At 67.0% G+C, this 26,150-nt stretch carries 24 protein-coding genes; 8 read left to right on the forward strand and 16 right to left on the reverse strand.

Annotated features, from left to right (window positions below; genetic code table 11):
• Positions 1-1,416, reverse strand: a complete 1,416-nt coding sequence (locus ACIHA7_RS07960) for an FAD-binding protein (RefSeq protein ID WP_397286877.1) — start codon at positions 1,414-1,416, stop codon at positions 1-3.
• 607 nt (positions 1,417-2,023) lie between these two features.
• Between ACIHA7_RS07960 and ACIHA7_RS07965 the strand changes: the two genes are divergently transcribed.
• The gene (locus ACIHA7_RS07965; protein ID WP_397286879.1) at positions 2,024-3,052 is read left to right on the forward strand and encodes an RICIN domain-containing protein; all 1,029 of its coding nucleotides are present in this window, start codon (positions 2,024-2,026) and stop codon (positions 3,050-3,052) included.
• A gap of 48 nt (positions 3,053-3,100) precedes the next feature.
• Here the strand turns inward: ACIHA7_RS07965 and ACIHA7_RS07970 are convergent, their stop codons facing one another.
• Positions 3,101-4,477: an ABC1 kinase family protein gene (locus tag ACIHA7_RS07970; RefSeq protein WP_397286881.1), complete on the reverse strand. Its 1,377-nt coding sequence runs from the start codon at positions 4,475-4,477 to the stop codon at positions 3,101-3,103.
• Positions 4,478-4,581: 104 nt separating this feature from the next.
• Here ACIHA7_RS07970 and ACIHA7_RS07975 point away from each other — a divergent pair, with 104 nt between their 5' ends.
• The gene (locus ACIHA7_RS07975; protein ID WP_397286883.1) at positions 4,582-5,217 is read left to right on the forward strand and encodes a TetR/AcrR family transcriptional regulator; all 636 of its coding nucleotides are present in this window, start codon (positions 4,582-4,584) and stop codon (positions 5,215-5,217) included.
• 252 nt (positions 5,218-5,469) lie between these two features.
• Positions 5,470-6,684, forward strand: a complete 1,215-nt coding sequence (locus tag ACIHA7_RS07980; RefSeq protein WP_397286885.1) for a PucR family transcriptional regulator — start codon at positions 5,470-5,472, stop codon at positions 6,682-6,684.
• A gap of 49 nt (positions 6,685-6,733) precedes the next feature.
• Here ACIHA7_RS07980 and ACIHA7_RS07985 read toward each other — a convergent pair whose 3' ends face one another.
• From ACIHA7_RS07985 to ACIHA7_RS07995, 3 genes are all read right to left on the reverse strand, one after another.
• Positions 6,734-7,423 (reverse strand): hypothetical protein, encoded by a 690-nt coding sequence (locus ACIHA7_RS07985; protein ID WP_397286887.1) that lies wholly within the window; start codon positions 7,421-7,423, stop codon positions 6,734-6,736.
• A gap of 103 nt (positions 7,424-7,526) precedes the next feature.
• The gene (locus ACIHA7_RS07990) at positions 7,527-8,492 is read right to left on the reverse strand and encodes a hypothetical protein (RefSeq protein ID WP_397286889.1); all 966 of its coding nucleotides are present in this window, start codon (positions 8,490-8,492) and stop codon (positions 7,527-7,529) included.
• 265 nt (positions 8,493-8,757) lie between these two features.
• Positions 8,758-9,312 (reverse strand): TetR/AcrR family transcriptional regulator, encoded by a 555-nt coding sequence (locus tag ACIHA7_RS07995; RefSeq protein WP_397286891.1) that lies wholly within the window; start codon positions 9,310-9,312, stop codon positions 8,758-8,760.
• 134 nt (positions 9,313-9,446) lie between these two features.
• Here ACIHA7_RS07995 and ACIHA7_RS08000 point away from each other — a divergent pair, with 134 nt between their 5' ends.
• Positions 9,447-10,697 (forward strand): oxygenase MpaB family protein, encoded by a 1,251-nt coding sequence (locus ACIHA7_RS08000; protein WP_397286893.1) that lies wholly within the window; start codon positions 9,447-9,449, stop codon positions 10,695-10,697.
• Here the strand turns inward: ACIHA7_RS08000 and ACIHA7_RS08005 are convergent.
• The 3 genes from ACIHA7_RS08005 to ACIHA7_RS08015 form a co-directional block, all read right to left on the reverse strand.
• A complete protein-coding gene (locus ACIHA7_RS08005) occupies positions 10,597-11,931 on the reverse strand; it encodes an MFS transporter (protein ID WP_397288681.1) in 1,335 nt (444 codons plus the stop codon). The two genes, ACIHA7_RS08000 and ACIHA7_RS08005, sit on opposite strands and share 101 nt — an antisense overlap.
• Positions 11,928-13,040 (reverse strand): PLP-dependent cysteine synthase family protein, encoded by a 1,113-nt coding sequence (locus ACIHA7_RS08010; protein WP_397286895.1) that lies wholly within the window; start codon positions 13,038-13,040, stop codon positions 11,928-11,930. The genes ACIHA7_RS08005 and ACIHA7_RS08010 overlap by 4 nt, the downstream gene beginning before the upstream one ends.
• Before the next feature lie 101 nt (positions 13,041-13,141).
• Entirely contained in the window at positions 13,142-13,540 is a 399-nt protein-coding gene (locus tag ACIHA7_RS08015) for a hypothetical protein (RefSeq protein ID WP_397286897.1), read from the reverse strand.
• A 189-nt stretch (positions 13,541-13,729) separates the two neighbouring features.
• Between ACIHA7_RS08015 and ACIHA7_RS08020 the strand changes: the two genes are divergently transcribed.
• Both ACIHA7_RS08020 and ACIHA7_RS08025 read left to right on the forward strand, forming a co-directional pair.
• Entirely contained in the window at positions 13,730-14,422 is a 693-nt protein-coding gene (locus ACIHA7_RS08020; RefSeq protein ID WP_397286899.1) for an ATP-binding cassette domain-containing protein, read from the forward strand.
• Complete coding sequence (locus ACIHA7_RS08025; RefSeq protein ID WP_397286901.1) at positions 14,419-16,362, forward strand: YhgE/Pip family protein; 1,944 nt, start codon at positions 14,419-14,421, stop codon at positions 16,360-16,362. Before ACIHA7_RS08020 ends, ACIHA7_RS08025 begins: the two co-directional genes overlap by 4 nt.
• A gap of 72 nt (positions 16,363-16,434) precedes the next feature.
• Here the strand turns inward: ACIHA7_RS08025 and ACIHA7_RS08030 are convergent, their stop codons facing one another.
• Together ACIHA7_RS08030 and ACIHA7_RS08035 are read right to left on the reverse strand one after the other, a co-directional pair.
• Entirely contained in the window at positions 16,435-17,805 is a 1,371-nt protein-coding gene (locus ACIHA7_RS08030; RefSeq protein ID WP_397286903.1) for a matrixin family metalloprotease, read from the reverse strand.
• Between the two features lie 256 nt (positions 17,806-18,061).
• Complete coding sequence (locus tag ACIHA7_RS08035; protein WP_397286905.1) at positions 18,062-19,012, reverse strand: alpha/beta hydrolase; 951 nt, start codon at positions 19,010-19,012, stop codon at positions 18,062-18,064.
• A 152-nt stretch (positions 19,013-19,164) separates the two neighbouring features.
• Between ACIHA7_RS08035 and ACIHA7_RS08040 the strand changes: the two genes are divergently transcribed.
• Positions 19,165-19,974, forward strand: coding sequence for a phytanoyl-CoA dioxygenase family protein (locus ACIHA7_RS08040; protein WP_397286907.1), 810 nt, complete (start codon positions 19,165-19,167; stop codon positions 19,972-19,974).
• Here ACIHA7_RS08040 and ACIHA7_RS08045 read toward each other — a convergent pair.
• From ACIHA7_RS08045 to ACIHA7_RS08070, 6 genes are all read right to left on the reverse strand, one after another.
• The gene (locus tag ACIHA7_RS08045) at positions 19,957-21,681 is read right to left on the reverse strand and encodes an acyl-CoA dehydrogenase family protein (RefSeq protein ID WP_397286909.1); all 1,725 of its coding nucleotides are present in this window, start codon (positions 21,679-21,681) and stop codon (positions 19,957-19,959) included. The two genes, ACIHA7_RS08040 and ACIHA7_RS08045, sit on opposite strands and share 18 nt — an antisense overlap.
• A gap of 2 nt (positions 21,682-21,683) precedes the next feature.
• A complete protein-coding gene (locus tag ACIHA7_RS08050) occupies positions 21,684-22,475 on the reverse strand; it encodes an acyl-ACP desaturase (RefSeq protein WP_397286911.1) in 792 nt (263 codons plus the stop codon).
• Positions 22,472-22,720 (reverse strand): acyl carrier protein, encoded by a 249-nt coding sequence (locus tag ACIHA7_RS08055; RefSeq protein ID WP_397286913.1) that lies wholly within the window; start codon positions 22,718-22,720, stop codon positions 22,472-22,474. Before ACIHA7_RS08055 ends, ACIHA7_RS08050 begins: the two co-directional genes overlap by 4 nt.
• A 47-nt stretch (positions 22,721-22,767) precedes the next feature.
• The gene (locus tag ACIHA7_RS08060; RefSeq protein ID WP_397286915.1) at positions 22,768-23,625 is read right to left on the reverse strand and encodes a class I SAM-dependent methyltransferase; all 858 of its coding nucleotides are present in this window, start codon (positions 23,623-23,625) and stop codon (positions 22,768-22,770) included.
• Positions 23,609-25,300, reverse strand: a complete 1,692-nt coding sequence (locus ACIHA7_RS08065) for a fatty acyl-AMP ligase (protein ID WP_397286917.1) — start codon at positions 25,298-25,300, stop codon at positions 23,609-23,611. Before ACIHA7_RS08065 ends, ACIHA7_RS08060 begins: the two co-directional genes overlap by 17 nt.
• A 213-nt stretch (positions 25,301-25,513) precedes the next feature.
• Positions 25,514-25,696 (reverse strand): DUF6374 family protein, encoded by a 183-nt coding sequence (locus ACIHA7_RS08070; RefSeq protein ID WP_397286919.1) that lies wholly within the window; start codon positions 25,694-25,696, stop codon positions 25,514-25,516.
• Positions 25,697-25,836: 140 nt separating this feature from the next.
• Here ACIHA7_RS08070 and ACIHA7_RS08075 point away from each other — a divergent pair, with 140 nt between their 5' ends.
• Positions 25,837-26,133 carry a DUF6300 family protein gene (locus ACIHA7_RS08075; RefSeq protein ID WP_397288683.1) on the forward strand — a complete coding sequence of 99 codons (297 nt, stop codon included), beginning with the start codon at positions 25,837-25,839 and terminating at the stop codon, positions 26,131-26,133.
• The last annotated feature ends 17 nt before the right edge of the window (positions 26,134-26,150 follow it).

Consider the following 26,150-nt stretch of genomic DNA (forward strand, 5'->3'; position numbering starts at 1 on the left):
TCAGACCGTCCTGGCGCGGAGCGCGTATGCGGCGGCGTGCGTCCCGGCGGCGCGGCCGAGTACCGCACCCGCCATCAGGCCGGTACCTGCTGGATAACCTTGGTCGTACAGGCCGCCGACGATTACTCCGGCCGCATACAGTCCGTCGATCGGCTCGCCGCCGCCGCGCACCTCGGCGTGCTCCGTCACCGAGAGCCCGCCGTAGGTGAAGGTCAACCCGGAGACCACCGGAACGAAAAGGAACGGCGGCGCGTCGAGATGGGTGACCGCCTGCGTGTCACCGTTGAGCCGCTGCACCTCGTCGCGTAGGTGGCCTGCGTCGATGCCGAGCTGCCGAGCGCCGTCCTCGAGCGTCGGGGTGATGATGGACGCGGGATCGCTGAAATAGCTGTCCGGCAACAGCCCGGCATTGATGACCTTGCTGTCGAAGATTTGGTAGGCGATCTTGCCCGGCTGGTCCATGATCTTCTGCCCGAGCGTGACGTAGGCCAGATTGCTGTATTCGGCGCACTCGTCGAAGAATCGGCGTCCGGACCGGTTGACGACGATGCCGTGCGGAAAGGCGTAGCGCGTCAATTCATGTGACCTCGACATCTGCCCGGGCAACAGGTAGCTCGGCAGCCCGATACCTTGCGGTGTCGTGTGGCATTTCCGCCAGTTGCCCGCCGTGTCCGCGCCGACCGCGATGGCGGCCGCGAGCGGAAGTCCGTCGTTGAACGGCACGCCGCGCAGTTTCACCTCTCGCCATGGCTCGCCCAGGTGGAGTCCGCGCATCTGCGCATTGCCCTCGAATCCGCCGGAGGCGAGGATCAGCGCGTCGCAGACGACGGGAAACGCCGGGCCGGAACCGTGCAGCCGGTACTTTCCACCGGACGGCTCGATGCCGGTGACCGGGCTGTCGTAGTAGACGACGCCGCCGAGGCGTTCGTACTGGCCGAAGTTGCGTTCTTGCAAGCCTTGTCCGCCGCCGTCGAAAACCACGGGTACGTCGCCGGGGAGTGGATTCTTCCTCGGTACCCACCGCTGGCCGAGGCTGTGCATCCAGGTAATCGCGTCATTGGCGCGGTGAATAATGGACTCGATGAGCGCGGCGTCGACCTGGCTGCCGGAGACGCGGAGCCAGTCGTCCAGATAGTCGTCCTCGGTGTATTCGCGCCGTCCGGCCAGCAGATCGGCCACGCGGTGGTCGTCCGGCTCGCCGAGCAGGGCGGCGATGTAGGACCGGTCGTGCCAGGGAAAACGCACGCTCTTCGTCAAGGCGCTGTTTCCGCCGCGCAGTTCTTTCGGCGCCGACTCGAGGACGGCGACAGATTTCACGCCGGCCTGTAACGCCGCTGTTCCCGCGCAGAGGCCCGCATTACCTGCCCCGACGACAACGACTTGCCATTCATGAGGAATATTTTTTCGGGCATTCATTCAGGACCCTCCTTTAGGTGAATTCCCCTGGGGCAGTGAGCGGTATCGCCGAATAGCCCGTAAGTGCCGTAACGACGGCACGTCTTCTGCTCGAGTGGGATGGGCTGTTGCTCGCGGAGATCCCTCCGGCATCCGAGCTCCGGCGGGGCGGATGGCAGCGGTGTTTGGTCGTTTCAGTCTTGCGGCGGGTGCTGCGGCCCGACAAGCGTTCGCGCTGTTCAGGCCGTGTTCGGGACACATCGGGCATGTTCGTGAACGTGCTCGAACGCCCATCGGCTGCCTCGACTTGCCCCGGCTACCAGCACCGACGCGCGGTTGCGGCCGCCGCGGTTGCGGCGCCGCGCGCCCTTGTCCGAACTCGGACGTGAACGAACGTTCGGCCCGGCGCCGGTCGCTCGTACTCGCACAGTATGTGTGAAATACGGTGTCGGACAACGCTATGTGAGTAGCCCCGGATGGGGGGTCTTGGAAACGCAAGTGGTGCAGTGAATTTAAGCAACAGCAAGTACCTGCTACTAGGCACTTCTACGCAATCTGTTGCACTCCAATTGGTTCGGGGCGTTAGAGACGGTCGAAGTTGGGTATACCGATCCGAAAAACTTCTGCCATGCTGGAAGCTATGGAGCGTGAGGAGGGGGAACCCGCCCTATCGTCGACCTGCCTACCCGAGCCGGAGGGGGTCGGTTCTCCCACGGAGTTCATCACCGCACTGCGGCTACTGAAGGCATGGTCCGGGTTGGCTTACCGGCAATTGGAGGGCAAGGCGGCGGCGTGCGGGGATGTGCTTCCGTCCAGCACCATCGCGACCACGCTGGGGCGCGACACCTTGCCGAGGGAAAGGTTCGTCATCGCGTTCACCCACGCGTGCGGACTGGACGACGACCAGGTGAAGAAGTGGCTCGACGCCCGCAGGCGGATCGCGGTACGGGATGAGTCGCAGCAGGTCAGAGTCGCCGCCGAGAGCATTCCCGGCGACGAGCGGGACGGGGTCGCCGAAACGTCGGAAGACCCGCAGCGACACCGTCTTTCGCGTTGGTTGCAGTTCGTCAACCTCGTGGTGGCCGCGGTGCTCGGCGTTGCGGTCACCCTGAGTGTGCAGGACCTCGTGCTGCACACGCGTGACGACACGGTGCCGACGGCGAGTCAGCCGGTGGCGGGTTTGGCGCTCGCCGATGTGGGGAGTTGGGTACGCATCCAACCGGCCCGTACGCCGGAACTGTGCCTGGCCGAGGGGCGTGACCGTACCCAGCGCTACCCCACCGCCATCGCGGCCCAGCGTCCGTGCACACAGTCGTCGCCGCGTATCTACCTCGACCCGATCGATGAGGGCGTGGTGCAAATCCAGTGGCACCACTCGCGATACGGCATCGGCTGCCTCACCGTGCTGGTCGAGGGGCCTGGTGACGATCTGCTGGAACCTCGGGACGACTGTGCCGACGACAACCCCGCCCAGCAGTTCCGAATAGAGGCGACCGGGCCATCGACCGCGGCGCGCTTCCGCATCCGCACCACCGCCACCAATCACTGTCTGGCGCTACGCGACCAGGACACCGCCGACGGAGCGGAGATCGTGCAGGGCAGATGTTCCGGAGCCCGAGACCAGGAGTTCTTGATCCATCTCATCCCGCCCGCTTAGCCGATCGGTGGCGGCAGCCGTGACTGAAACCGGTTCCCGCGCAGCGGGTTACGGTCGTGCGCCGGTACGCCAGCGCGCCGTCTCCCGCCCGATCTCGGTGACCGGCGGTTCGTCGTAGAGCCATTCCCTGGCGATCCGGTGCCAGTTGTTGGTGATCTCCAACTGGCCGAGCGCGGCGAAGGTGAACAGGTCGGACCGGCGGGAGAACACGTGCTCGGGCGGTAGTCGCTGCTGTCGCATGCCACGGAACTCCGCGGCCCTCGGGTCGACCGCGAGAATCACAGCGCCGGTGGCGAGTTCGGGGGTGATGGTGATCTCCTCGTCGACCAGATGCCAGCCTGCGGCCGCCCACACGTAGTCCAGACATTCCTCGGCGGTGACACCGGAGCCGGGGTCGATGATGCCGCGCCGGACCCACATGTCGTACAGATCGTCGCCGCGGTACTCGCCCGCGGCCCGCAGGCACGCCCGCTCCAGCTCGACGTGCACCGGGTCCATGCTGTGGTAGAGCCCGAAATCCACGAACCCGAGTTTGCCGTCGGCCGCGAGCATGACATTGCCGGGATGCGGGTCACCGCAGAACTCGAAGTCCGCGAAGAGCGAACTGATGTAGAAGCGATAGATCAGCTCGCCGATCCGATTGCGCTCCGTGCTCGGCAACGCCCTGATCTGTTGGTACGGTTCGCCTTCGAGAAATTCGGTCACCAAAACGTGTGGCCCACAATATTCTTCGATGCTGTCCGGGACCGTGACGAACGGGTGGCCGCGATAGCGCCCGGCGACCCGGTGCTGTGTGCGCGCCTCGCGCACATAGTCGAGCTCGCCGCCGATGTTGCGCGCGATCTCGTCGAGCACGTCGGTGTCGGCGGCGCTGGGCAGCATGGACTTCCACAGCCTGCTGAACATTGCCAGATTGCGCATGTCCGCCTCGACGGCGTCGTCCACGCCCGGATATTTGACCTTGACCGCGACCGCACGCCCGTCGTGCAGCCGGGCCCGATACACCTGACCGATCGACGCCGCGGCGATCGGGATCTCGTCGAAGTCGGCGAACACCCGTGCCATCGGCCCGAGATCGTCCTCGATCACCGCGCGCATGGCCGGGAACGCCACGGTCGGTGCCTGATCGCGCAGCTCGGCGAGCTTGACCCGGAACATTTCCCGGTGCGCCTCCGGCAGCAGGTCCACGTCGAGCACCGACAGCATCTGGCCCAGCTTCATCGCCGCGCCCTTCAGCCCGCCGAGCACGGTGACGAGTTGCTGCGCCGCCTGCAGAGTCGACCGTTCGGCCAGCACCTGCCGGGCCTGTTCGGTGCGCCCGATCATCGACAACCGCGTGCCCATCCCGCGCAGCGCCTGGCCCGCCGCCAATCGGCCGAGCTTGCTCCCGCGCGCGAGCCGACCCTTCGGCACCCGATCGCCCACTGTCGTACCTCCATCGGCCCACCTGCCGCTCGTCGCGGTGGCATCACTCTCGCACATCCGAGGCCCGACTAAACTGAGCAAAGCTCATTTCGAAGGAGTACGCGATGCCGCCGAAAGCTGTGGGTCAGCGCCGCCGTCCCACGCAGGAACGGGCCAAGGCGACCCGCGAGCACATTCTGGACACCGCCGCGCAGCTGTTCGGCGAGCGCGGTATCGCCAACACCTCGACCAACCGGATCGCGGCAGCGGCCGGGGTGAGCATCGGCACGGTCTACCGGTACTTCGCCGACCGCTCGGTGATGGTCGAAGAACTGCTGCGGCGCCTGTTGGAGAACATCGAACAGCGGTTCTCCCAGCGGGTATTCGGCCTCGGCGAGAAGCCGAGCGTCGAGGTGATCACCGGGATCCTGGAGGTCATCGCCGACGAGCTGGTGGAGAACGCCCAGCTGGTGCGGGCGCTGGTCGCGGGCGTGCAGTTCTACAGCAGCGGGATCCCCGAATTCGAGCCACGGCTGCGGTTGCTGGTGAAGGTGATGGTGATCCAGATGCTGGGTCCCGGCGACGATCACGAGTACGACGTGATGACCTTCGTCATCATCAACACCGGCTTCGCCGCGGTGCTGCGGGCGACGGCGCTGGAGGTAGACAGCGCGGCGCGGGCGGAGGCGCTGCAGATGACGGCGCGGATGATCGCGGCGTGGGTCGACGTGGAGACCAGAGCGGTGCGCGGGAAAAAGTGAGCACCTCGCTATCTACTGCCGAGGTCGTCGGTACCGGGGCCTGCTGCTGATCCGGTATCTCGCCTGGTGAGCGGGTCGAAATGCCGTCGGTGACGAGCGCTGAAAGAGGAGTAGAAGGTGAGCTGGCGCTCGGTTTACCGTTGCTTCCACACAGCAGGAGTCCGATAACAGCGAAGTTCTCGGTGTGGCAGAGGTTCAGTTGCTTGCCGTCGTCGTAGTCGCTGCGGTTCACGGCAGACAAGGAGGCCACCGGTGACGATCGAAAGTCTCGACCGACCCGAGCTCGGTGTGCTCGAGCGACAGATCTCCGCGACGGCGCGCGATCTCGACGAACTGACCCGCGCGGTGCTCGACCACGTCGCGGCGGCCGGGCCGTTGCCCACGGCCGCGCTGCACGGCGAGGTCAAGGTCGTGGTCCGGATCTGCCTCGGCTGGCTGATCCACCGGTTGAACGGGCACCCGGTGCGCACCGGCACCGACGCGCTCGAAGCCGCGGCGGCGGGCTGTGCCCGCGCGGGTGTTCCCGTCGACACGGTGCTGCACGCGGTCAATGTTGGCTGCAAGATGGGCCTCGACCTGATCGCGCGTTCCGGCCCGGCCGACCCGCTCGGCGTTGTCACCGGTATGAGCCGGGTGGTCGAGCTGTCCAAGCTGGTGACGGCCACGGTGTGCAAAGCCTATGTGCGCGAACACAAAGCCGACGCGGCCGAACATCACACGGCCACGCACAATTTGACGTCGGTGCTGCTCGGCGGCCAGCCGATGCCGCCGGAGATGCGTTTCGCCGCCGAATATTTCGTGCTCGCCATCGCGCTGCCCGCGCACCCCGACGAAAGCCGTCCCGGCCTCGACCGCCAGGTGGTCGCCCGTCGTAAACTGCGCCGCCTGCAATCGGCGCTCGCGACACTGCTCGGCGGCGAGGCACTGTCGCTGCTGTCCGTCGACGGGGGAACGGTGCTCGTGCCGAGTACCGCGCGGACCGACGCCGAACTCGACGGACTGGTGCAGGCATTGGCCGAGGCGGCGTGCGTGCCGATCACCGCCACCGTGGTGACCGCCCGGCCCGACGAGGTGTCCACCGCGGCCCGTCAGGCGCACGAACTCCTCGATACGGCGCAACGAATGGGACTCGAGCCCGGTGTGCACCGCTTCGCCGAATTGGCGCTGCAGCACCAACTCAGCCGCCCCGGTGTCGCCCGCGACCTGCTCGGTGACCACCTCGCACCGTTGGATGATCACCCGGAACTGCGCGAGACCCTGCAGATCTACATCGAGACCGATTTGAGCAGGGTGCGATCGGCCGAACGCCTCGGCATCCACCCGAACACCGTCGACTACCGCCTGCGCCGGATCGGCGAGCTCACCGGTTTCGACCCGGCCCGAGCCAGCGGGGTGTGGTATCTGCGGTCGGCGCTGGTTGCCCGGATGGGTGCCGCGCACGGTCGCCGGCCGAATGGTTCGCACTAGCTGGGGCACGCCGATGTGCCGCCAGGCGAGGCGAATTCGTTCGGCGCGATCACGGTTGAGCCAGACCGAGCATCAGTCGCTTCAGGTAAGCGTGGGCGATGAGGGTGCAGTAGTGCTGCCCCTTGAAGGCCTCCGGAATGTCGGGAGTAGCGAACGGCACGTAGAGGGACTTCGATCCGATATGTAGCTTTCCCGCGGAATCCATTGTGGCGGCGGGGAAGTCGGCCAGCCAGTCAGGGCCGTTGATTGCCGAAGTATCGGGGTCGATCTGAATGGTGTTCGGTCGGTGGACCAGAGCGTCGCGTTCTGCCGGGGTGAGCATTCGCGCTGTCTCGGCGAGGGGCTGGCGGTTCGCCGCGGCGCAGGTTCCCTCCGGGCCCGCGATATCGGCACCGTAGACGGCGGTGAGGTGGTCGGCGGACTTTCCTTTGCACCGCACTTGTTTCGGCTGCGTCGCCGCCGCGTCCTCGTAGCTGTTGTAGCGAGCGACGGTGAGCGGGCGAGCCGGCGGTTTGGCGGCGGCGAAAGAGGCGAGGTCTGGATACACGGCCTTTTCGAGAGCTCCGCCCGCACGTCGGTATGCCACCACATTCAGATTCGCCGTCTGTGATTGTGCCCGAATGCACAAGTCGCCGAACATTGTCGGGTCGGGCGGAGTTGCTTGGGCGAGGGTGGGGCTCAGTAGGCCGATCAGTCCGGCGGTGAGGAGAAAAGCCAGGCGGCGGACGGATAAGAACATCGGGGGCTTCCGATTCGCGAGGAGTTTCCGAGCGTCTATGGTGAGCGGGGTCGACTCCGTTGGGGGTCAACGACTTGCGTTGACCCCCAACGGAGTCCATCGGTTATGGCAGGGTTTGGATAATGCCGGCGGATCGTTGGGCTTCGTAGTACGTGCCGCCGGGGTAGTAATCGGCGGTTGCCGAGCCGGTGACGAAATCGCCCGCCCAGGCGGTGGCGAGGGTGTGCAGGGCGGAGACGTTCTTCGCCTGCGGGGTGCCACAATTGATCTTGTCGGGGGCTGGTGCACTAGACGCCTCGACATCGATGTGCGACCCGCTGGTGAGCCGGACACCGAGGAAAGGCCGGGAGATCTGTTCGATCAGCTCCTCGGTGCCGTTGCCGTTGCGATTGCAGCCATACGGCGGAGCCGAGACGGCCAGGATCGGCAGCGTGGTGTTGCTCAGATGATTGAGCGAACTGCTGAGGTTGTTTCCCAGGAAACTCTTCACCGGGTCGAACAGGATGAGCCCGCGGACCGAGCCGAAAGCGGCTGCGTAATCCTCGCGCAATACCTGGGTGACATACGGCACGGCCTCGCCTGCGGCGGAATGCCCGGCGAAAACCTTGGCGTTCGGTAGTGCCAGGTCCGGCCGCCCGGCCTTCTTCTTGGCGTCGGCGAAGCTGCGGCCGAGTTTGTCACCGGGGTCCGCGGACTTACCGAACAGGTCGGCCACGTTGTGCAGGAAATCGGTGTTGTTGGCCAGGTTCTCTACGGTGCAGCCGAAGATATTGGCGGTGGGCAGGGTCGGCGCGAAGACCAGAAAGCCTTGCGCGGAGAACTTTCTCGCGGTCTCGTCGACCGAATCATTGGCGCTGGCGAAGCCGTGTTGCAGCCAGAGCAGCGCCTTGGGGTTGCCCGCGGGGAAGTACCAGTCGCTGCTCTGACGCAGGATGGTGAACGCGCAACGGATTTCGATGGTGTTTTCCACCTTGGTCGCCGCCGGTTGAGCGTGCGCGGTGGGGACGGTGAATGCGGTGGCGGCGGCGATCAAGCCGATGGCGACCAGCAGACGTTGGATGATAACCAACGTGACTCCTGTGTTTCACTGTGAGAAACGGCGTTTCGTGTCTCGGAAGATAAATTTGGAGCCACGGACCCCGCTGCGTCAAGAGTGCGAACCGAAAGTATTTGGTCGCTTGTTCATTTCGGCTCGCGACGGGATCGGTTCTCGTTGGCCGCGCGAGATCGGCGCGCCGCTGGTCGGGGACTCGAACAACGCTGAGGGGCAACGACATTGCGGGCCGAAGAGAAGTCCGCATCTTGACTAGGGGACTGGACGGCAGGTTTCCGGTTCAGTGCCCACGTTGCGCGACGGCGTCGAGCCAGTCGCCGATCATGTCGGCGGTTTCGGCGATCAGGAGATCGCGGTCCACCTCCGGAGTCGGGCCGAGCGCGAAGCGCAAGCACGCCGCCAGTCCGGCGTTCACCATCACGAACGCTCTGACCTCGAGTTCCTGCTGCGGTGTCGGGCCGAGCTGGTGCAGCAGGTAAGCCCTGGTGAGCAGGAGCAGGCGACGTTCGAGATCGGGCAGTCCGACGCCGTGCGCGGTGGTGTCGGCGGCGAGGGCTCGGACCAGGCCCTCCCGCTCGGATACCACGTCCAGCACCGCGGTGAGGCTGTTGGCCACCGCCTCGCGCGGCGCGACGGCCACTGCGGTCACCACGGTTTCGGCGAAACGCTCCTCCAGCTCGGTGAGCAGCTCGGCGCGGAGCACGTCGATGATGGCGTTCTTGTCGGCGAAGTACCGGTAGAGCGACCCGATGCTGATACCCGCTCGGGCGGCGATGTGATTGGTCGACGTTTCCGCGATACCGCGTTCGGCAAAAAGCTGAGCAGCGTTGGCCACGATATGCTCCCTCGTTTCCCGGGAACGTGCTTGCTGTGGACGTTTTCGCTGATCAGATCGGTCGCTGGGGGTCATCTCGGGGCCGTCACAAACTAGAGTAGAAGGTGAGCATTTACTCAACTTACAGTCTTTTCATGACGATTGACGCCGAGCGGGCTCCCGCCGAGTTCCGCTACTGGGCCCGCATCACCGATCCGCGAGTGCAGCGGATGCGCCGGTTGATTCGGCGCGTCGCACGATTCGATCCCCAACCGGACGAGGAACTGGTCCGGAATTTCGCCGCCGCCTATTATCGGGCCGACCCTGTCGCGGAGGCCTTCGTCGACGAGGTGTACCTGGGTGAGCTCGGGCCCAAGGCAGGCCGGGCGATGCTCGATCGTGCCCTCACCCACGGGATCGACGCGGTGCCCGACGCGCCGTCGTCGCTGATCCGGCTGTTCGAGGAGTTCGATACCGCGCCGGACTGGTTGAACCAGGACCTGGTCGACCTCGGTGCCCGCGTCTTCCGCCGTTGGGGCACATCCGTATTCAGCTTCGCCACCACCAGCACCCTGGAAATGTACTCGGAGAGCTCCATCGCCAAACCGCTGTCCTACACCGGCGGTTACGCCGGCGAACGCGCACACAAGCGACAGCTCGAAACCGTCCGATTCTGGATCGATGTCTCCGACGCAGGCGGCCTGGCGCCCGGCGCCCGAGGACGCCAGACCGCGATGCGAGTACGGATCATGCACGTGTTCATCCGGCGCAAACTGATGCAGCGCCCCGAATGGGACCTCGACGCCTGGGGCGTACCCATCAGCGTCGGCGACGCGACCCTCACCCTGATGGCGGGCAGCGTGGTACCCGGCCTGGCGCTCTGGAGCCTCGGCTACCAGACCACCATCCGTGAGATCGAGGCGACCATGCACTTCTGGCGCTACGTAGGCCACCTCCTCGGCGTCCAACCGGACTGGTACCCAACCGATTTCAACGCGGGCGCCCAGCTGATGTTCGCCGCGATGGTCAAGCGCGCCAAGACCGCGGGCACCGATGGCGCCGAACTGGTGGAGTCCTACCTCCCCGCCTTCGCCCCGAAACCCGGCACCCCCTGGCGCAAACGCCTCCGCGACGAAATCAACTACCGCATCCAAATCGGCTACACCGCCGTCTGGCTACCCCCCACCACCTACGCCGAACACGTGATGCCCCACCGCTTTCCCTGGATACTCCACCCGATCGCCCAAGCTCCGTTGATCTTCACCTGGGAAACCCTGCGCCGCACGCTCCCCGGAGTAGACGCCCTCACCGACCGGATCCAGTGCCGACGACGCGAGGCGTGGTACCGCCACGAGGTCGGCGACCGCCACGCGGAGTTCCGCCCGATCGAGGAGTTCCGGCGCTGACAGCGGCCCGATTCAGGGCCCACAGGGCGGTGGCGCAGGTGGCGCCGATGAGGGTGAGGGTGGCCCAGATGAGGGTGGGGTGGCCGGAGTTGGTGAGGTAGTCGAAGACGGCGCCGGTGGTGAGGTTGCCGAGGAGGATGCCGACTCCGACGATGGTGTTGTAGAAGCCGTAGTGGGTGGCGACGAGGCGGCCGCGGGCGAGGGTAACGACGGTGTCCATCTCGCAGGGGAATACGGCTGCTGTGGCTAGGGCCAAGAGTGCGGCGCAGGTGAGGAGGGCGGTGGTCGCGGCGGGGACGCCGCCGGGGATGGTGGTGGTCGGGGCGAGCAGCAGGGGGAGGAAGGCGGCCGACATGAGGGTCATGCCGAGCATCAGGCCGCGGCCGGAGCCGCCGCGGCGGGCGAGCCACCTGGTCATCGGCAGTTGCCCGGCGATGGCGACGATGCTGCTGACCGCGAAGATCGCCGCGATCAGTCCGGTGTCGGATCTACCTGGGCCGACTACGATTCCGGCCTGCAGCGGCAGAGCGAGATACACCTGGAACGACAGCACGTAGCAGCCGACCATGGCGACCGAGAACAATAGGAACGGTCGATTGCGTACCACTATGCGCCAATTGGTGAGCACCGAGTCGCGCACGTCGGAGCGGCCGGTGTCGCGGGTGGTCGGCAACCAGCGCAGCTGCACCACGGTGAGTACGGCGAACACAGCGGCGGCCACCCCGGCGGTGGCGCGGAAATCCCAAGTCGTCAAAGCCAATCCGACCAGCGGGCCCGCGAGGATGCCTGCCTGATAGAAGATGTTGAACATGGCGAAGGCGGCCACCCGGCGCTCGTCGCCTGCGTCGGCGGCCAGGTAGGCGCGCACGGCGGGGTTGAACAGTGCGCCCGCGAATCCGGTTGCCGCTACCGCGATCAGTACGGCGGGCAGGGTGTCGGCCAGTGCGAGCAGCGCGAAACTCGCTGTGCGCAAGGCGCATCCGGCGACGATGAGCGGCTTGTAGCCGAATCGGTCGGCCAGCGTGCCGCCGACCAGAAACATGCCCTGCTGGGTGAAGTTTCGCACGCCGAGCACGAGACCGACTGTCCAGGCGGCCATCCCGAGCCCGCTGGACAGATGTGCTGCGAGGTAGGGCATCAGCATGTAGAAGCCGAGGTTGATGCCGAACTGGTTGACCATCAGCACCTGGCTCGGCCGGTCGAACGCGGCCCAGCGCCGCAACAGCCCGCTCACCGCGACACCGCCGCGGCCGGTGCGACGACCGTGGTGCAGCGGGTCCAGCACCGCACCACCTGCTCGTTCGGGTCGCCGACCACGTCGGGCTCGGCGGGCACCGGCAGGTCGAAGAATCCGTGCTCGGTGCAGTAGTCGTCGTTGTAGACGGTGTCGGTGTAGCGGTGCGGTCCATCGGGGAACACCGCGGCGATCCGGGTCCCCGCAGGCTGGGTGCGCGCCAGCCACCCCGCGACCAGCGCCACCGCGCCGACGCTCCACCCGCCGCTGCAATAGTGCGTGGCCGCCAATGTTCGTGCCGCCCAGACTGCTTCGTGCGGAGCCACCCAGTGCACCTCGGCAAAGGCCGGATAATCCACGTTGGCGGGGTGGATGCTGGAGCCGAGGCCGCGCATCAGCCGGGCCGCGGCGGGTTGCCCGAAGATGGTCGACCCGATCGTGTCGACGCCGACCAGCCGCAGCTCGGGCTGGAAGCGGCGCAGCACCCGGGCCACCCCAGCCGAGTGCCCGCCGGTGCCGACCGAGCACACCAGCACGTCGATGTGCCCGAGTTGGGCGAGCAGTTCCAGCGCCAGCGACTGGTAGCCGTCGACATTGTCCGGATTGTTGTACTGGTCGGGACACCAGGAACCCGGATAGGCGGCAAGTAGCTGCGCCACCCGATCGCGCCGCGCCTGCTGCCAGCCGCCGATCGCGCAGGGTTCGGTGACCAGGTCGACGGTCGCGCCGTAAGCGGTCAGCATCCGCCGCAGCATCGGCTCCATGCCGGGGTCGGTCACCAGGGTGACCGGGTGGCGATGCGCGATACCGGCCAGCGCCAGCCCCAAACCCAGCGTGCCACTGGTGGATTCGATGATGCGCGCACCCGGCCGCAGCGCGCCGCGCGCCACCGCGCGTTCGACCATGTGCAGCGCGGGACGGTCCTTCATCCCGCCCGGGTTGTGACCCTCGAGTTTGGCCCAGAATCCTCGACCGTCCATGGCGAACGGCTCCCCGATCCAGAGCACGGGGGTGTCACCGACGAGCGTCGCCGGGCGGCGGCGGGCCTGTTCCTGAGCGTGGAGATGATCGGCGGACAAGACGACACGATCGACGACGGCACTGCACATGCGTGAACTCCTAGCATCGAATCGGCATCCGAGATGCCGGGTGAGTATCGGACGAACCCGCGCGTCGGCCCGCCGTCAACCGGCGACCGACCGGGTGCCCGTCAGCACCGATCGATACAGAGATCTCGCAGAATGCCGCGCCCGTCGGGCGCGGCGATGCGCCACGGCCCCCAGCCGGCGAATCGCGGCCGCCGACTCGTATCCGCTTGTGCGTCAGCACTATCGAGGTCTGTCGTGGTCGAGTCGACCTCGTGCTCGGCCTCGCGCTGCGGTGCCCTGGCCAGACAGCCCTGCTCGTGGCCTTCGCTGGCCGGGTCCGCATGGGTGGTCGCGCCGAGCGACTGCTCCGCGGCGACGAGGGTGGGCACCGGCTCGGCCGTCCCGGAAACCCCGGGCAGCCCCAGCACGCACATGAACAGCGCGTGGGCGAGCAACAGCGCGGCCGCCGCGAGCACGACGGCGATGCCACGCCTGCGTGGTGCCCCGACTCGCACTGTCACGAAAGTCACGATAGCGGAAAACAACGACGTACCAAGGTCGGTGGCTCCCCAGTTGCTGCCGTTTCACATAACGTTCGGCCAGCCGTCACCTCCAGCGCACCGACCTATCCAGCCAAGATTGCTGGCGAATGGATCGTAGGGGTGCGGCGTTCGCGCTCGACATACGGAACGGTCTCTATGATCGATCGGGTGACATGGGTGGGTGTTGATGTCGTGGCCGACAATCTCGCTGCGCGCGGGTCGTCGGGTTGTGCGTTCGAAAACGTGGACCTGGAGGTTGCGGCCGGCCAGTTGGCCGTGCTGGTCGGGTCGGCGGGATCGGGCCGCACCTCGCTGCTGTGGGCGTTGGCTGGGCGGATGCGGCTGGTCACCGGTCGCCTCGTCGTCGGGGGCCGCCGCTACGACGAGCAGCCCGGCGCGATCCAGGATTCGGTGGCGATCGCGCGGCTCGAACCCGGCTGTGTGCTCGATCCGTGGCTCCGGGTCGAGGAGGTGATCGCCGAGCGCGCGTTGATCGGCGGACCCCGGTTCACCGAGTCCGCCTTGGCGGCGACCTTCGCCGCGATGGGGGCGGCGGCACCCGCCGGGCAGCGGCTGGTGGGGGAGCTGGCGCCGGGCGAAGAGCTGGTATTCGCGGTGGCCTTGGCGGCCGCGCAGCAGCCCGGTGCCGTCGTGGTCGACGATGTCGGCGCCGGCTGTACCAGCAGCGAGACCCGGTGGGTGTGGGAGTGCCTGCGGGAGTTGACTTTTCACGGCTGCACCGTCATCGCATCCGCCACCGCGCCGCCGCCGTTCGACGACATCACCGTGCTGACCATGACCCCGCCGTACGCGGCGGGCGCGCAGGCCGCCGACCGATCCGACCTCCAGGAGAACGCGTGAAGGCACTACGGCTGGCGCTGCTCGAGTTTCGGCGATTCCGCGGTCCGCTGCTGCGCAAACTCGTGCCGATCGGGCTCGCGCTCATACCGCTGCTGTACGGCTCGCTGTACCTGTGGTCGAACTGGGATCCCTACGGCAAAACCGACCAGATCCCGGTCGCCGTCGTCATCGAAGACCGGCCGGTCACCGCGAACGGGCAGGTCGTCGACGCGGGCAAACAGTTCGGGCAGCAGTTGCGCGCCACTCCGAAGTTCCAGTGGCACTTCGTCGATCGGCACGCCGCCGAGGATGGACTCGTCCACGGCCGCTACTACTTCACCATCACCGTCCCGCCGGACTTCAGCCGGAAACTCATCAGCGCCGAGAAACCGATTCCGGAACGGGCCACCCTGGGCATCACGCTCAACGACGCCAACAATTTCATCGTCGGCGTGGTCGCCGACGTGGCGCGCTCCGAGCTGCAGAACCAGGTGAACAGTGCCGCCCACGCGGCCTATGCGAAAGCCATCTACGGCGATCTCACGCTGGTGAAGCAGCAGCTCGAGGTCGCGGCGACCGGTGTGCACGCGCTGGTGGACTCGTCGGTGCTCGCCCAGCAGGGCACGGCCGCGCTGGCCGCCGGACTGGACGGGTCGACCGCGGGGACGGCCCAGATCTCCGACGGGGTCGCGCGACTCGCGCAGGCGAGCAACGAGGTCGACACCGCGGTGACCCAGCTCGTCGACACCGGCACGGCGACCCTGCCGACGGCGGCCGGGGCGCTGTCCAACGCGACCGGCGCCGCCGCGCAGTCGCTCGAACTCGTCAGGGGCGGCGCCGATCTGGTGCGTCAGCAAGCCGACCAGGGCAGCGCCGACCTGCGCCAGCTGGCGGTCGCGCACCCCGAACTACTGCTCGACCCGACGTTCCGGCAGGCGCTCGATCACGTGCAGGCCGTCGGGTCCACCGCGGGCAGCGTCGCCGACACCGCCCGGCAGGCGCATGACGCCGCGGCGCAGGCCAGCGACCAGGCGGGCAGGCTGGCGGGCAGCGTCGATATCGTGCGGCAGAACCTGCGCGCCGCCGCGGCACCGTTGCACGCGCTGACCGCAGGCGCCTCGACCGTCTCCGGTGGTGCCATCCAGATCACCAACAGCCTCGCTTCCTTGCAGGCGAGCAGTCGGACGTTGCAGACCGGAGCGGACCAATTGCACTCCGGCGCAACCAAAGTCGCCGACACCGTCGACTCGGCGTTGGTGAAGATCCCCGATACCAGTCCCGAGCAGACCGCGGCCGCGGCGGATGTGCTCGGCTCGCCGGTGGGTATCGTCAGCCACAATCTCAACCCGGCCGGGTTGTACGGGCGCGGTCTGACGCCGTTTTTCTTCGCGATCGCCCTGTGGGTGCTGGGATTGCTCGCATACCTGTTCATCCAACCGCTCAATCAGCGTGCGGTGGCGAGCCGGATCAGTTCGTGGACCGTGGCGGTCGCCGGATGGCTGCCGGTGGCGGGTATTGCTGTCGCGGGCGGCCTGATCCTCTACGGGGTGGTCCAGGTGGGGCTGCGACTCGACCCCGTGCATCCGATCTGGACGGCCGGGTTGATGATCCTCGCTGCGGCGGCTTTCGTCGCGATCGATCACTTCCTTCGCGTCGCGTTCGGCGTTGTCGGAGAGGCGCTTTCGCTGGTTCTGCTGATCTTGCAGCTGACCTCGTGCGGTGGCCTCTATCCGATCGAGACAACGCCGGCGCCGTTCCGGATCATTCATCCGTTCCTGCCGATGACCTACCTGGTCGATGGGCTGCGGGTCACGATCTCCGGTGGGCTCACCGGTAATCTGGTGCGGGACTGCGTGGTCCTGCTCGGGTTCTTGCTCGGCTCGCTGGCCTGCACCGCTTTCGTCGTGCGTCGGCAGCGGGTCTGGACGATCAACCGCCTGCACCCAGCCGTCGAGGTCTGAGCGTCGGCACGGCCGGACTCCCTGCGGCGCAAAGGAGTCCGGCCCGCTGCGTGGTCGCGGTGGTTGCCTGGGCTAGAACAGGCCGCCGCCGTCGAATCCGCCGCCGACGCTCGCGAGATCGCCGAATCCGCCGCCGCCGAAGAGATCTCCGCCGCCGGACTGGTTCCGCCGGCCGCCGCCGAACCAATCGAAGTCGTCGCCGCTGCTGAACAGGTCGCCGGTGTTGAACATGTCACCGCTGTCGCCACCGCTGAACATGTCGCCGACATCGCTGAACATATCGCCGCCGGTGCTGAACGTGTCGCTGTCCCCGCCGGTGCTGAACATGTCATTGTCGCCGAACATGTCATTGTCGCCGCCGGTGCTGAACATATCGCTGCCGTCGCTGCTGAACATATCGCTGTCGCCGGTGTCGCTGAACATGTCTCCGCCGTCGCCGTCGCCGAACATGTCGCCGCCGTCGGAGGCATCATTGGTCCAACTGTCGAGCCAGTCGAATCCGTCGCCGCCGCCGCTGTCGTCGCCATACGGATTACCGCCGCTGTCGTCGCCGAACGGGTTGCCGCCGTCGCCGTTGTCGTCGCCGAACGGATTGCTGCCGTCGCCGTTGTCGTCGCCATACGGGTTACTGCCGTTGTCATCACCGAACGGGTTCCCGCCGTCAGAGGCGTCGTCACCGTCGCCGGACCAATCCGATCCGTCACCGGGCTGGCTGGACTGATCATCCCCGCTGTCTTGCCCCGGCTTACTCTGCGGTGGTTTCGGGCGCTGATTGTTCGGCCCACCCGGCTGGCTGGCGCTGTCGCCCGGTTTTGTCTGGTCGTTCGGCTTACCCGGCTTCCCGGACTTATACATACTGTTCAGCTGGTTGATCTCATTTTTACTCAGCGGAGTCGGGCCATTGTGACACCGGTTGACCGAACTGGCCATGATGCTGCAGCCGCTGTCGTTGTGATCGAGGCCGATGGAGTGGAGTAGTTCGTGCGCGGCGACTTCGGTGCGGTCCGCCGGATCGTAATTGCGCGTCTTGGGGTCGAGTTTCACGAATGGGCCGTTGTCCCACCCGCCCAGGCCGGCCACGTCGCCTTGAAAAGTTTCGTTACTGATGTCGATGGCGCCGTTGCCCGTTCCTGGTTTCAAAACGAAGTTCAGGCCCGGGGTCGAGTTCAGGTGTTTGACGGCGTTTTCGATGCCCGCGTCTTTGATCTTGTTGTTGTAGTGGATGATTGCCTTGCCGTCGGAGTCATAGCCCTGGATCTTCGCTCGGAAGCCGAAGCTCGGGGCCTGAGCCGCCGCGGTGGCGGTGGTGGTCAGGCTGAGTGCGGCGGGCCCGATCAGGGTGCCCGCGACCAGGGCGGCGAATAGCCGGGGTGTGGCATTCGTGGGTGACTTCTTGGCGCGATGTTTTCCGCGGTAGTAGCGACGGTTGGCAGCGGGCGGCATAGCGCGGAGACCTCCGATTGGTGCTAAAGGTGGGATTTCTGCCGAGCCCGAATAGCGGCTGAGGTCGGAGCCATTGTCAGCCGCGAATCATGAAGAGCGCGTTATGTGCTCGTGATCGGCACGGACGACTGTACCGAGAAAACGGCGAATGAGCACAGTATGTAAGGGAGGTCTGAACTGGTGAAGATATATCTACGCAGCAGTTAAGCCCGTATTGCAAGCTTTGTTAGTTCGCTTGCGACCCAGTGATTTCCGGCTACCGGACGCCGAGCGCACGGGCCAGCTGCGGCCAGGAGTTGCGTAGCTCCGCCTCGAATAGACCCCAGGTGTGCGACCCCGTCCGACGGTCGACGTGGACGGCAGGCACACCGAGCGCAGCCAGTCTGCTCGCGAAGGCGGCGGTGCACCTGCTCGCGATCGCCTCGACCGGTGGCATGGGCAGGCCGTTCCGGTCGATCACGCCGGGAATACCGGACGCGGCCGAGAGATAGATGGCTTTTCCGGCCAGCGCGCCCGCCCGCGCGAACGCGTCGTGCGTGCGCCACCCGTCCGAGCCCGGCGCGCCCCACATGTTCGCGGGGTTGCCGCCGCCGCGCAGCACCTGGGCGCTGACCAGCGCCATCCCCAATACGTCTGCCGACCATGGGCATCCGCTGTACGCCGCGACGGCGCGGTAGCGCTGCGGCGCCTGGATCGCGAGATCGATGGCGGAGCCACCGCTCATCGACACCCCGGCGATCGCGTTGCGGCCGGTGGTGTGCAGGTGCGCGTCGACGGCCACGGGAAGTTCGCGGGTGAGGTAAGTCTGCCAGCGGGCGCGCCCGATTACCGGATCGTCGGCGCGCCAGTCGGTGTACATGCTGAACGCCCCGCCGATCGGCAGCACCACATTCACGTTCTTACCGGCGAAGAAGTCCCGGACATCGGTGTTGTGCCACCACGAGATACCGTCCTCGCCGCCACCGATGCCGGTGAGCAGGTACAGCGTCGGCGCCGGGCCGTCGGCCGCGCGGATCACGTGGTTGCTGACCACCCGATCCATCGACGGTGAGTAGACGTCGATGCGCGTGACGGCCCGGGTGAGGGGCGTTTCGCTGATCACGCGGACCTCGGCGGGAGCCGCGTCGACGGGCGCCGACAACGCGGCGACCGCGACCGCGGTCACCAGCAAGCTGACGAGTGCCAGCCAACATCGTGGGTTCGCCATCCCCTCGGTTATACCGCCGCACGAATCGCTGCTCGGCGCCGAACACGCAGGCCACGCAGCAGTGTTATCGAACGGCGATGCATTAGGTGACCGGGGCCGCTACCGGGTATGCCGGGAGAAATAGGCAGCACACGGAAGTGAGGTTCCGCGCGATGCTCGCGGCAGAACACATCACCACGTTCATCGAAGACGGATTCGTGCACTTGGCGGGAGCTTTCCCCCGCGCGATCGCCGAGCGCTGTGTAGAGGTCATGTGGCCGGGCACCGGATGCGATCCACACGATCGGGCGACCTGGACCAAGCCGCTGATCCGCTTGCCCGAATACACCGACGAGCCGTTCCGCACCGCCCTCCGAATGCCCGATCTGGAACAAGCTTTCGACCGGTTGGTCGGCCTCGGTCGGTGGCGGCGCAGGTCTGGTATCGGCCCCATCCCCGTCCGTTTCCCGCACACCGAGTCGCCCGGCGACGACTACTGGCACTTCGAAGGCAGCTACCTCCCCGAAGGCTGGAGAGGCCACTCGTTCACGAACTACCGTTCCCGTGGCTGCGCGCTACTCATGCTGTTCTTGTTCACCGATGTCGCGGAGTCCGACGCACCGACCAGAATGCGCGTCGGCTCCCATCTGGCTGTGCCCGGTCGGCTGCGTCGCTACGGGGACGAGGGGATCGACGCCACCCGCATCGACGAGACGGGCGTACTCGAGGCCACCGCCGAGCTTCCGGTCACCTACGCCACCGGCCGCGCGGGCGACGTCTACCTGTGTCACCCGTTCCTGATCCACGCGGCCCAGCCCCATCACGGTGACACACCCCGCTTCATGGCGACTCCCACCCTGGAACCCACCGCCGCGCTGGAATTGGAGCGCGCCGACGGCACCTATTCACCTGTCGAGGCGGCCATTCGGGTGGGGCTGGGTATCCAGGAGCGGGAAAACGGGCCACTACCCGGAGCTGGGTAACAGCCGGGTGGTGTCTCGGGCAGCGGCGACGGTACGACGGACGTAGTCGGGGTGGGCGAGCGGCACTTCGAGCAGGGCTGGGGGTACGTCCAGTAGCTCTAGCACCTCACCGTGCTGGTCGGCGCACTGGTCGCTGAGGGTGGCCCGCTGGGTCAGCAGGCCACGGATTGCCGCGCCGTCGAGGAGTCCTTCCGCCACCAGATGGTCGGTCAGGCTCAGCAGACAGGTCACGGCGTAGAGGTGTCGCACGAAGTCGTCGATGGGTCCTCGGGAATGGGCTGTCCAGCGGCGCAGCGATTGGACAGCGCAGGTCGCGCCGGCGTGCGGGCGGCACAGCGCGCCGCGCTGCGACTCACGCCAGCGCTCCAACAGGCGCTGCGCCAACGCTTCCAGCAGATCGATGCCGTGCTCGCACGAGCGCAGGCCGTCCTCGGTGACGGCGGGCAGGGTGGTCGACGCGGCACCCGCCGTCGCGGTTCTCGCTGCGACGCGGACACTTTCGTAGCACAGCACGTTGTTGTCGCCACCGAAGGTGGTGTTGATCTCGCCGTCCACCCGGGCGGTGACGATCTCGTTGTAGCTGTGGAATCCGTGTCCGCCACAGAGTTCCCGCAGCACGACCAGGGCGGTGTTGGCCGCCCACGAGGCGTGCGCCTTGGCTGCGGAGGTGATGCCGTAGAGCGTGCGGCCGTGCAGGGTGATCGGCTCGGTCGGGTAGCGGGTGGTCCACTCCTTGATGAGGTGCTCGGTGAGGTGGTGCAGGGCGAGCGCCTCGGCGACCACGGGCATGAGGCGCTCGCGGTAGTGCGGGAAGGCCAGCAGGGTCTTGCCGGACGACTCCCGATGCGTGCTGTAGCGGAGGGTGGTCGCCGCGAAGCGCCGCAAACAGCAGGCCGCGCCGGTGACGGGGAAGATGCGTTCCTGGGAGAACGTCCCGAGGCACCGCAGATAGCGCTCCCGCCTTGGGATTTCGCACACATACGCGCCGGAGTCGTCGATATGCGCCCAGGCGCTCAGCAGGGCGTCCGACGGGAGCGGGTAGTGATCGAAATGGATCATGCCGGTCTGGTTCCCCGGGAGCCCGCCCTTGGGGTCGGCGCGGCGAATGCGCACACCGGGGAACGGCAGTGCGCCTTCGGCAGGCCGCAGCGGCACCCGGAACCAATGGTGGCCCTCGTCGGTGCCGTCGATCACCAAGCGGGCCAGGACCATCGCGTGCGTCGCGGAGAACAGACTGTTGCCGATCCAGTACTTCGCCGCGTCGTCGGAGGGCGTCGTGATGCGTAGCGAGCGGTCCTCGTGCCGGTAGTGCACCTCGGTCCCGATGGACATCAGGTTGGTTCCCCGGCCGATCTCGGTCGCGGCGAACGCGTAAACCCGCTCCATCCGGTCGATTTCGTCGCGGAAGGCCGCCACCTGAGCGGGACTACCGTGCGAGAGCAGTGCGTTGCCGGCCAGCTGCTGATTGCCGGTGGTCGCGACGAGTGAGATGTCGAAGGCGCTGAGCCAGCCCAGGGTGCGTACCAGGTCGGGGAAGCGGTCTTCCCGGCTCCCGCCGCACCAGGCCTCGCTGCCGACGATTCCCTTCGCGTGCAAGACCTTCGCGCGTTCGACGGTGCGCAGCATCAGGTCGTCGACGCTCAGCTCGTAGCGCACACGTGGGTCGAAGAGGGGATCGCTGAGATAGTCGGTCGCCGTTTCGGGCACCGTCACTCCTTCCGGTCGGGTTGCTTGGGCGCGGGCAGGTCATGGCGGGTCAGGTGCAGGGCCGTGAGAGTGGGCGCGACGATGTCACGCAGGTACACCTGGGCGTTGATGCCGGTGGAGCGCATCAGGTCGGTCCGCGCCTCGGCGTCCGGCAGCAGCTGTTCGGCGGGCATCCGGAACGTCCGCAGCACATGCGCCAGATCCTGCAGCGTGCCCGCTCGATCGTCGTCGAGATGCAGGGCGACCATGCGCTGATAGAACTTGGTGTGCGCCATCTCGTCCCGTCCGATGAGCCGGTAGATGTCGGCGAGCACCGGATGCCCGGTGTCGATGGCCAGGGTGCGCTGCGAGCGGTACACCACGAAGGTGGTGAGTTCCTGAATCATCCCGTAGATCACCATCTCTCGGGGACTCGCGTAGGGCCGCTCCCAGGTTTTCGCGAGGATGATGGCGGCATAGTCGTGCAGTTGTTCCTCGGTGCGCTGCCCGCTGCGCCGCAGGTACTCCCGTAGGACCAGTGAGTGTTTGGATTCCTCGTACCCCCAGTTGGCGGCGAACCAGGCCTGGGCGTAGTCGCGGCCGAACAGTTCCAGATGCGTGGTGAGGTAGTCGGGCAGGAACATCTCCACGCCGCAGAACGTCTCGGCATTGGTGGCGAGTTGCCGGTCGGCTTGCGTGGTGTCGAGTGCGTCCCAGTCGATGTCGTTGAACGGATTCCACCGGCGGGTGCGCTCGGCGTGCTCGAAGAACGTCATGTACTCGCGGTGGAAGGACTCGCGCAGCACCCTGTTCACGCGCGGCTCGCGAGTTCGGCGGAGATGAGCTCGCACAGCCCGCGGACGTCGGTCACGGTGTAGAGCTTTTCGTCGGGCAGGCGGATGTCGAGCTCCTTCTCGGTCCAGGTGACCAACTCCAGCAATTGCAGCGAGTCGATGCCTGCGGAGTGCAGATCGGATGCCGCGGTGAGCGTGGGGTGCGCGGCGGAGGTCAGCCGGCGCAGCCCGCGGCCGAGAAGGGCGAGCAGGTCGTCCTGAGTCATCGAGAGTCCTCTTTCCTGCGGTGGAACCGGTGGTGGCGGTGCGGGATTCACTCGGGATCGTCGACCCGGCGCAGGCACCACTGCGACAGGGTCATGTGTCTGCGGGCGAAGGAGTTGATGCAGCAGGTCAGATAGCGGTCGTAGGTGTCGAAGAGCTCACGGCCCCAGCGGTCGCTGATGTGTTCTTTGTTGGCACGCAGTCGATTTCGCCAGTGGGTGGTGGTCCGCTGGTAGTCCTCACGCCGGGTGCGCAGCTGCATGACCTCCCAGTACGGACCGACGGCCATGATGAGATCCTCGGCGCGGGGAGTCATGCCGCCGGGGAAGATGGTTCGGCCGAGCCAGCTCAGTTCGCGCGCGTCCTCGGCCCGTCGCGGCAGGCGATCGCGCAGCCCGGTTTGCAGGGCGAAGTAGGCGCCGGGACTCGTCCACGTCCACGCCTTGTGGAAGTAGTCGCGGTAGCGCGCGACGGCGTGGCCCGCGCGGGCCTCCTCGGGCGTGCAGACGTGTTCGATCATGCAGATGGACTGCACCGCGTCGAAGGTGCGCGACGGCGTGAAGTCGCGGAAGTCCAGGCAGGAGACGGTGACTCCCGGCAGGTCACGGCGCAGGATTTCCTGGTACTGCGCCTCGGAAAGGGTAATGCCGTGTGCCTCGGCGACGTCGCGCTCCTGCGTGAGGTAGGCGAGGTTGTTGCCCCAGCCGCAGCCGATGTCGAGGACCCGGCTCTGCGGCGTGATGTTGGCGAAGTCGTGCAGCACAGTGAGTTTCGCGAGTTGGGCGGCGTCGAGGTCGTCCGTGTCGTCGAAAACGCCGCAGGTGTAGTTCATTCGGCTGTCGAGCCACAGCCGGAAGAACTCCGGATCGAGGTCGTAACTGACCGCTATGTCAGCTCTGCTGGACATGCAGCACACCTTCCAGGTATCGGCGGCGGGTTTCCTGTCGTCGCGGCTTGCCCGAGGTCGTTCTGGGGACGGTGCCCGGCGCGACGGTGACCACGTCGTGCACGGGCAGGCCCAGTGCGGCGGCCACCGTTTCCCGCACGGCGGCAACCACATCGGGTTCGTCCGGGGTGCGGCACTCGGCGACGATGACCAATTGCTCGGACTCCGCGCCGGGACGAGTGCAGGCGACAACGCCGCCCGCACGGACGCCGGGCACGGCCTCGGCGAGCCACTCCACCCGCTGCGGATCGACGTTGCGGCCGTTGAGGATCAGTAGATCCTTGACCCGGCCGGTGACGAACAGTTCGCCCTCGGCGAGATAGCCGAGATCACCGGTGCGCAGCCAGCCGTCGGGGCGAAAGGTCGTGTGGGTTTCGGGCGGAGCTCCGGCGTAGGTGTGTGCGATGGACGGGCCGCGTACCCAGATCTCGCCGACGGCGCGCGCACCAAGGGGATTGCCGGAGCTGTCGCGGATGACGATGTCATGGCCCGGTAGCGGTGGACCGCAACCGACAAGGGTTTCCACGCCGTCGGCGGCGGTGGCAGCACTGGTGGGAAGAGCGGTGGCGTGCCCGGCGGACAAGGCCGCCGCTTCGACGTGGTCGACTCGGTAACGGCGGCCCAGCGGAGCTAGTGCGACCGCCAGGGTGGCCTCAGCCAAGCCGTAGCACGGCGTCAGCGCCTCGGGTTGCAGGCCAGCGCCGGCGAAGGTGCTCAGGAAACGCTGCAGCACAGCGTGATTGATAGGCTCGGCCCCACAACCCAGAACCCGCACGTGGCGCAGATCGAGAGCGGCAAGCTCCGCAGGCGAGGTTCGGCGAGCGGTGTGCGCGAACGCGAAGTTGGGAGCGAAGCTGATCGTCGCGCGCCGCTCGGACATGCCGCGCAGCCACAGTCCCGGATCCCGGACGAAAAAGCGGGTCGGCACGAAGGAGACCGGGACGCCGACCAGCAACGGCGCCAGCACGAATCCCACCAACCCCATGTCGTGATTCAACGGCAGCCAGGACAGCCCGCGATCGGTGGCGGGGTCGCTGCGCAGGCCGTCGCGCATGATGGCCAGGCCGTTGGCCAGGACCGCGGCGACGCGCGCCGGGACGCCACGGGGCAATCCGGTACTGCCGCTGCTGAACTGGATGTAGGCGGTGTCGTCCGGCTCCGGGTGGTGCGGTGCCGAGCCGTCCGGTGCCGTGGCGACCACGTGGTCGAGGACCACCGGACGTCCACTGTCGGTAGGCGGTTCGGTGCCCGCGCGCAGCGCGATCACCTCGGGCTGCGCCGTCTGCGCCAAGGCCGACACGTGGGCGCTCCATGCGGCTCGGCGTTCCGTGGTCGGCGGCAACGGCACGGGGACCACGCCGGACCACAGTGCGCCGAGAAAGGCGGGGACGAAGACATCTGGTTCGGTTGCCTCGATGGCAACCCGGTCGCCGGGTCCCAGACCGGCCTCGCGCCACCCTCGTGCGGCCGACCGGACGCGTCGGACCAGCTCGTGTCGGCTGACCGTGTCCCAGGAACCGTTGTCCCGCAGGTATTCGTGTGCGGGCCCGTGGTCGTTCTCGTAGCCGGCCAGCACGTCGGTCACCCAGTCCGTGCGCGTGGGTAGCGGACCCGTGTCTGCGCGATCGATAGTCAATTCTCCAGAGCTCCCGATGTAGGTCGTGCCCCGGCGCGCATTGCTGACCGGGCGGTGGATCTAGATCAGTCGTGGAGTCCAGTACACGTGGCCTGCGGGCGCGAGACCATGCGGGGAATTGCTGAAGATCGATGGGTTGTTGCGGTGCGCCGCGGCTTGGAGTGACCGTGCCGCAGGAGGTTTCGTCTCGGTCAGGCGGCGATACGCACCACGTCAGCCGTCCTCGGCGAGTATCCGCAACGTTTCGCCGAGCTTTGCGGCCAGATGCTCGAGTTGGTCCGGGGTAATGCTCTTGCCGAAGGCGGCGGTATCGAGGAGCTGGCGCCGGACTTCGTCGATCTGTGCTTGCGCGAACGCGATTCGAGAGAGTTCGAGCGCCGGGGGAGTGGGTGTCATCGGGGAATCCGTTCTTTCGGTGCGTGCTGTTCACAACTGCTGGTTGGGTATTGGGGTGTGTCGTTTGTTGGACACCGGGCGGCGAATCGAGTCGAATCAACCTCGTGTCGGGTCTGGATTGCGAGTTGGTGCTGCTGGATATGCCATGCCACCGGTGCGGTGAAGTTTTGCTCTGCGCGGTGCGGGCGCCACATTCGTTTTTGCGCGCCGATGGCACCGAGGTGCGTGGGACCAGGACGGTCGGTCTTTGCGCAGGCTGCGACAAAGAGAATCCGGCAGCCCGAGCACTTATCGACTATTTCGCGGGCTGCCGCGAGATGGCCGGTGCGCCCGAGGCGGCGATACTGCTCGGGGACTGGCTGCGCGAGGTCTTGCCCGCGCCGATCGACGACGCTCAGCTGGCGATGCTCCGGACCGAGGGCACCGTCCGCACCTGATCGCCGGTGCGGACGAT

The organism is Nocardia sp. NPDC052316 (genome assembly GCF_044547795.1).
In the GTDB taxonomy this organism is placed as follows: Bacteria; Actinomycetota; Actinomycetes; order Mycobacteriales; family Mycobacteriaceae; genus Nocardia.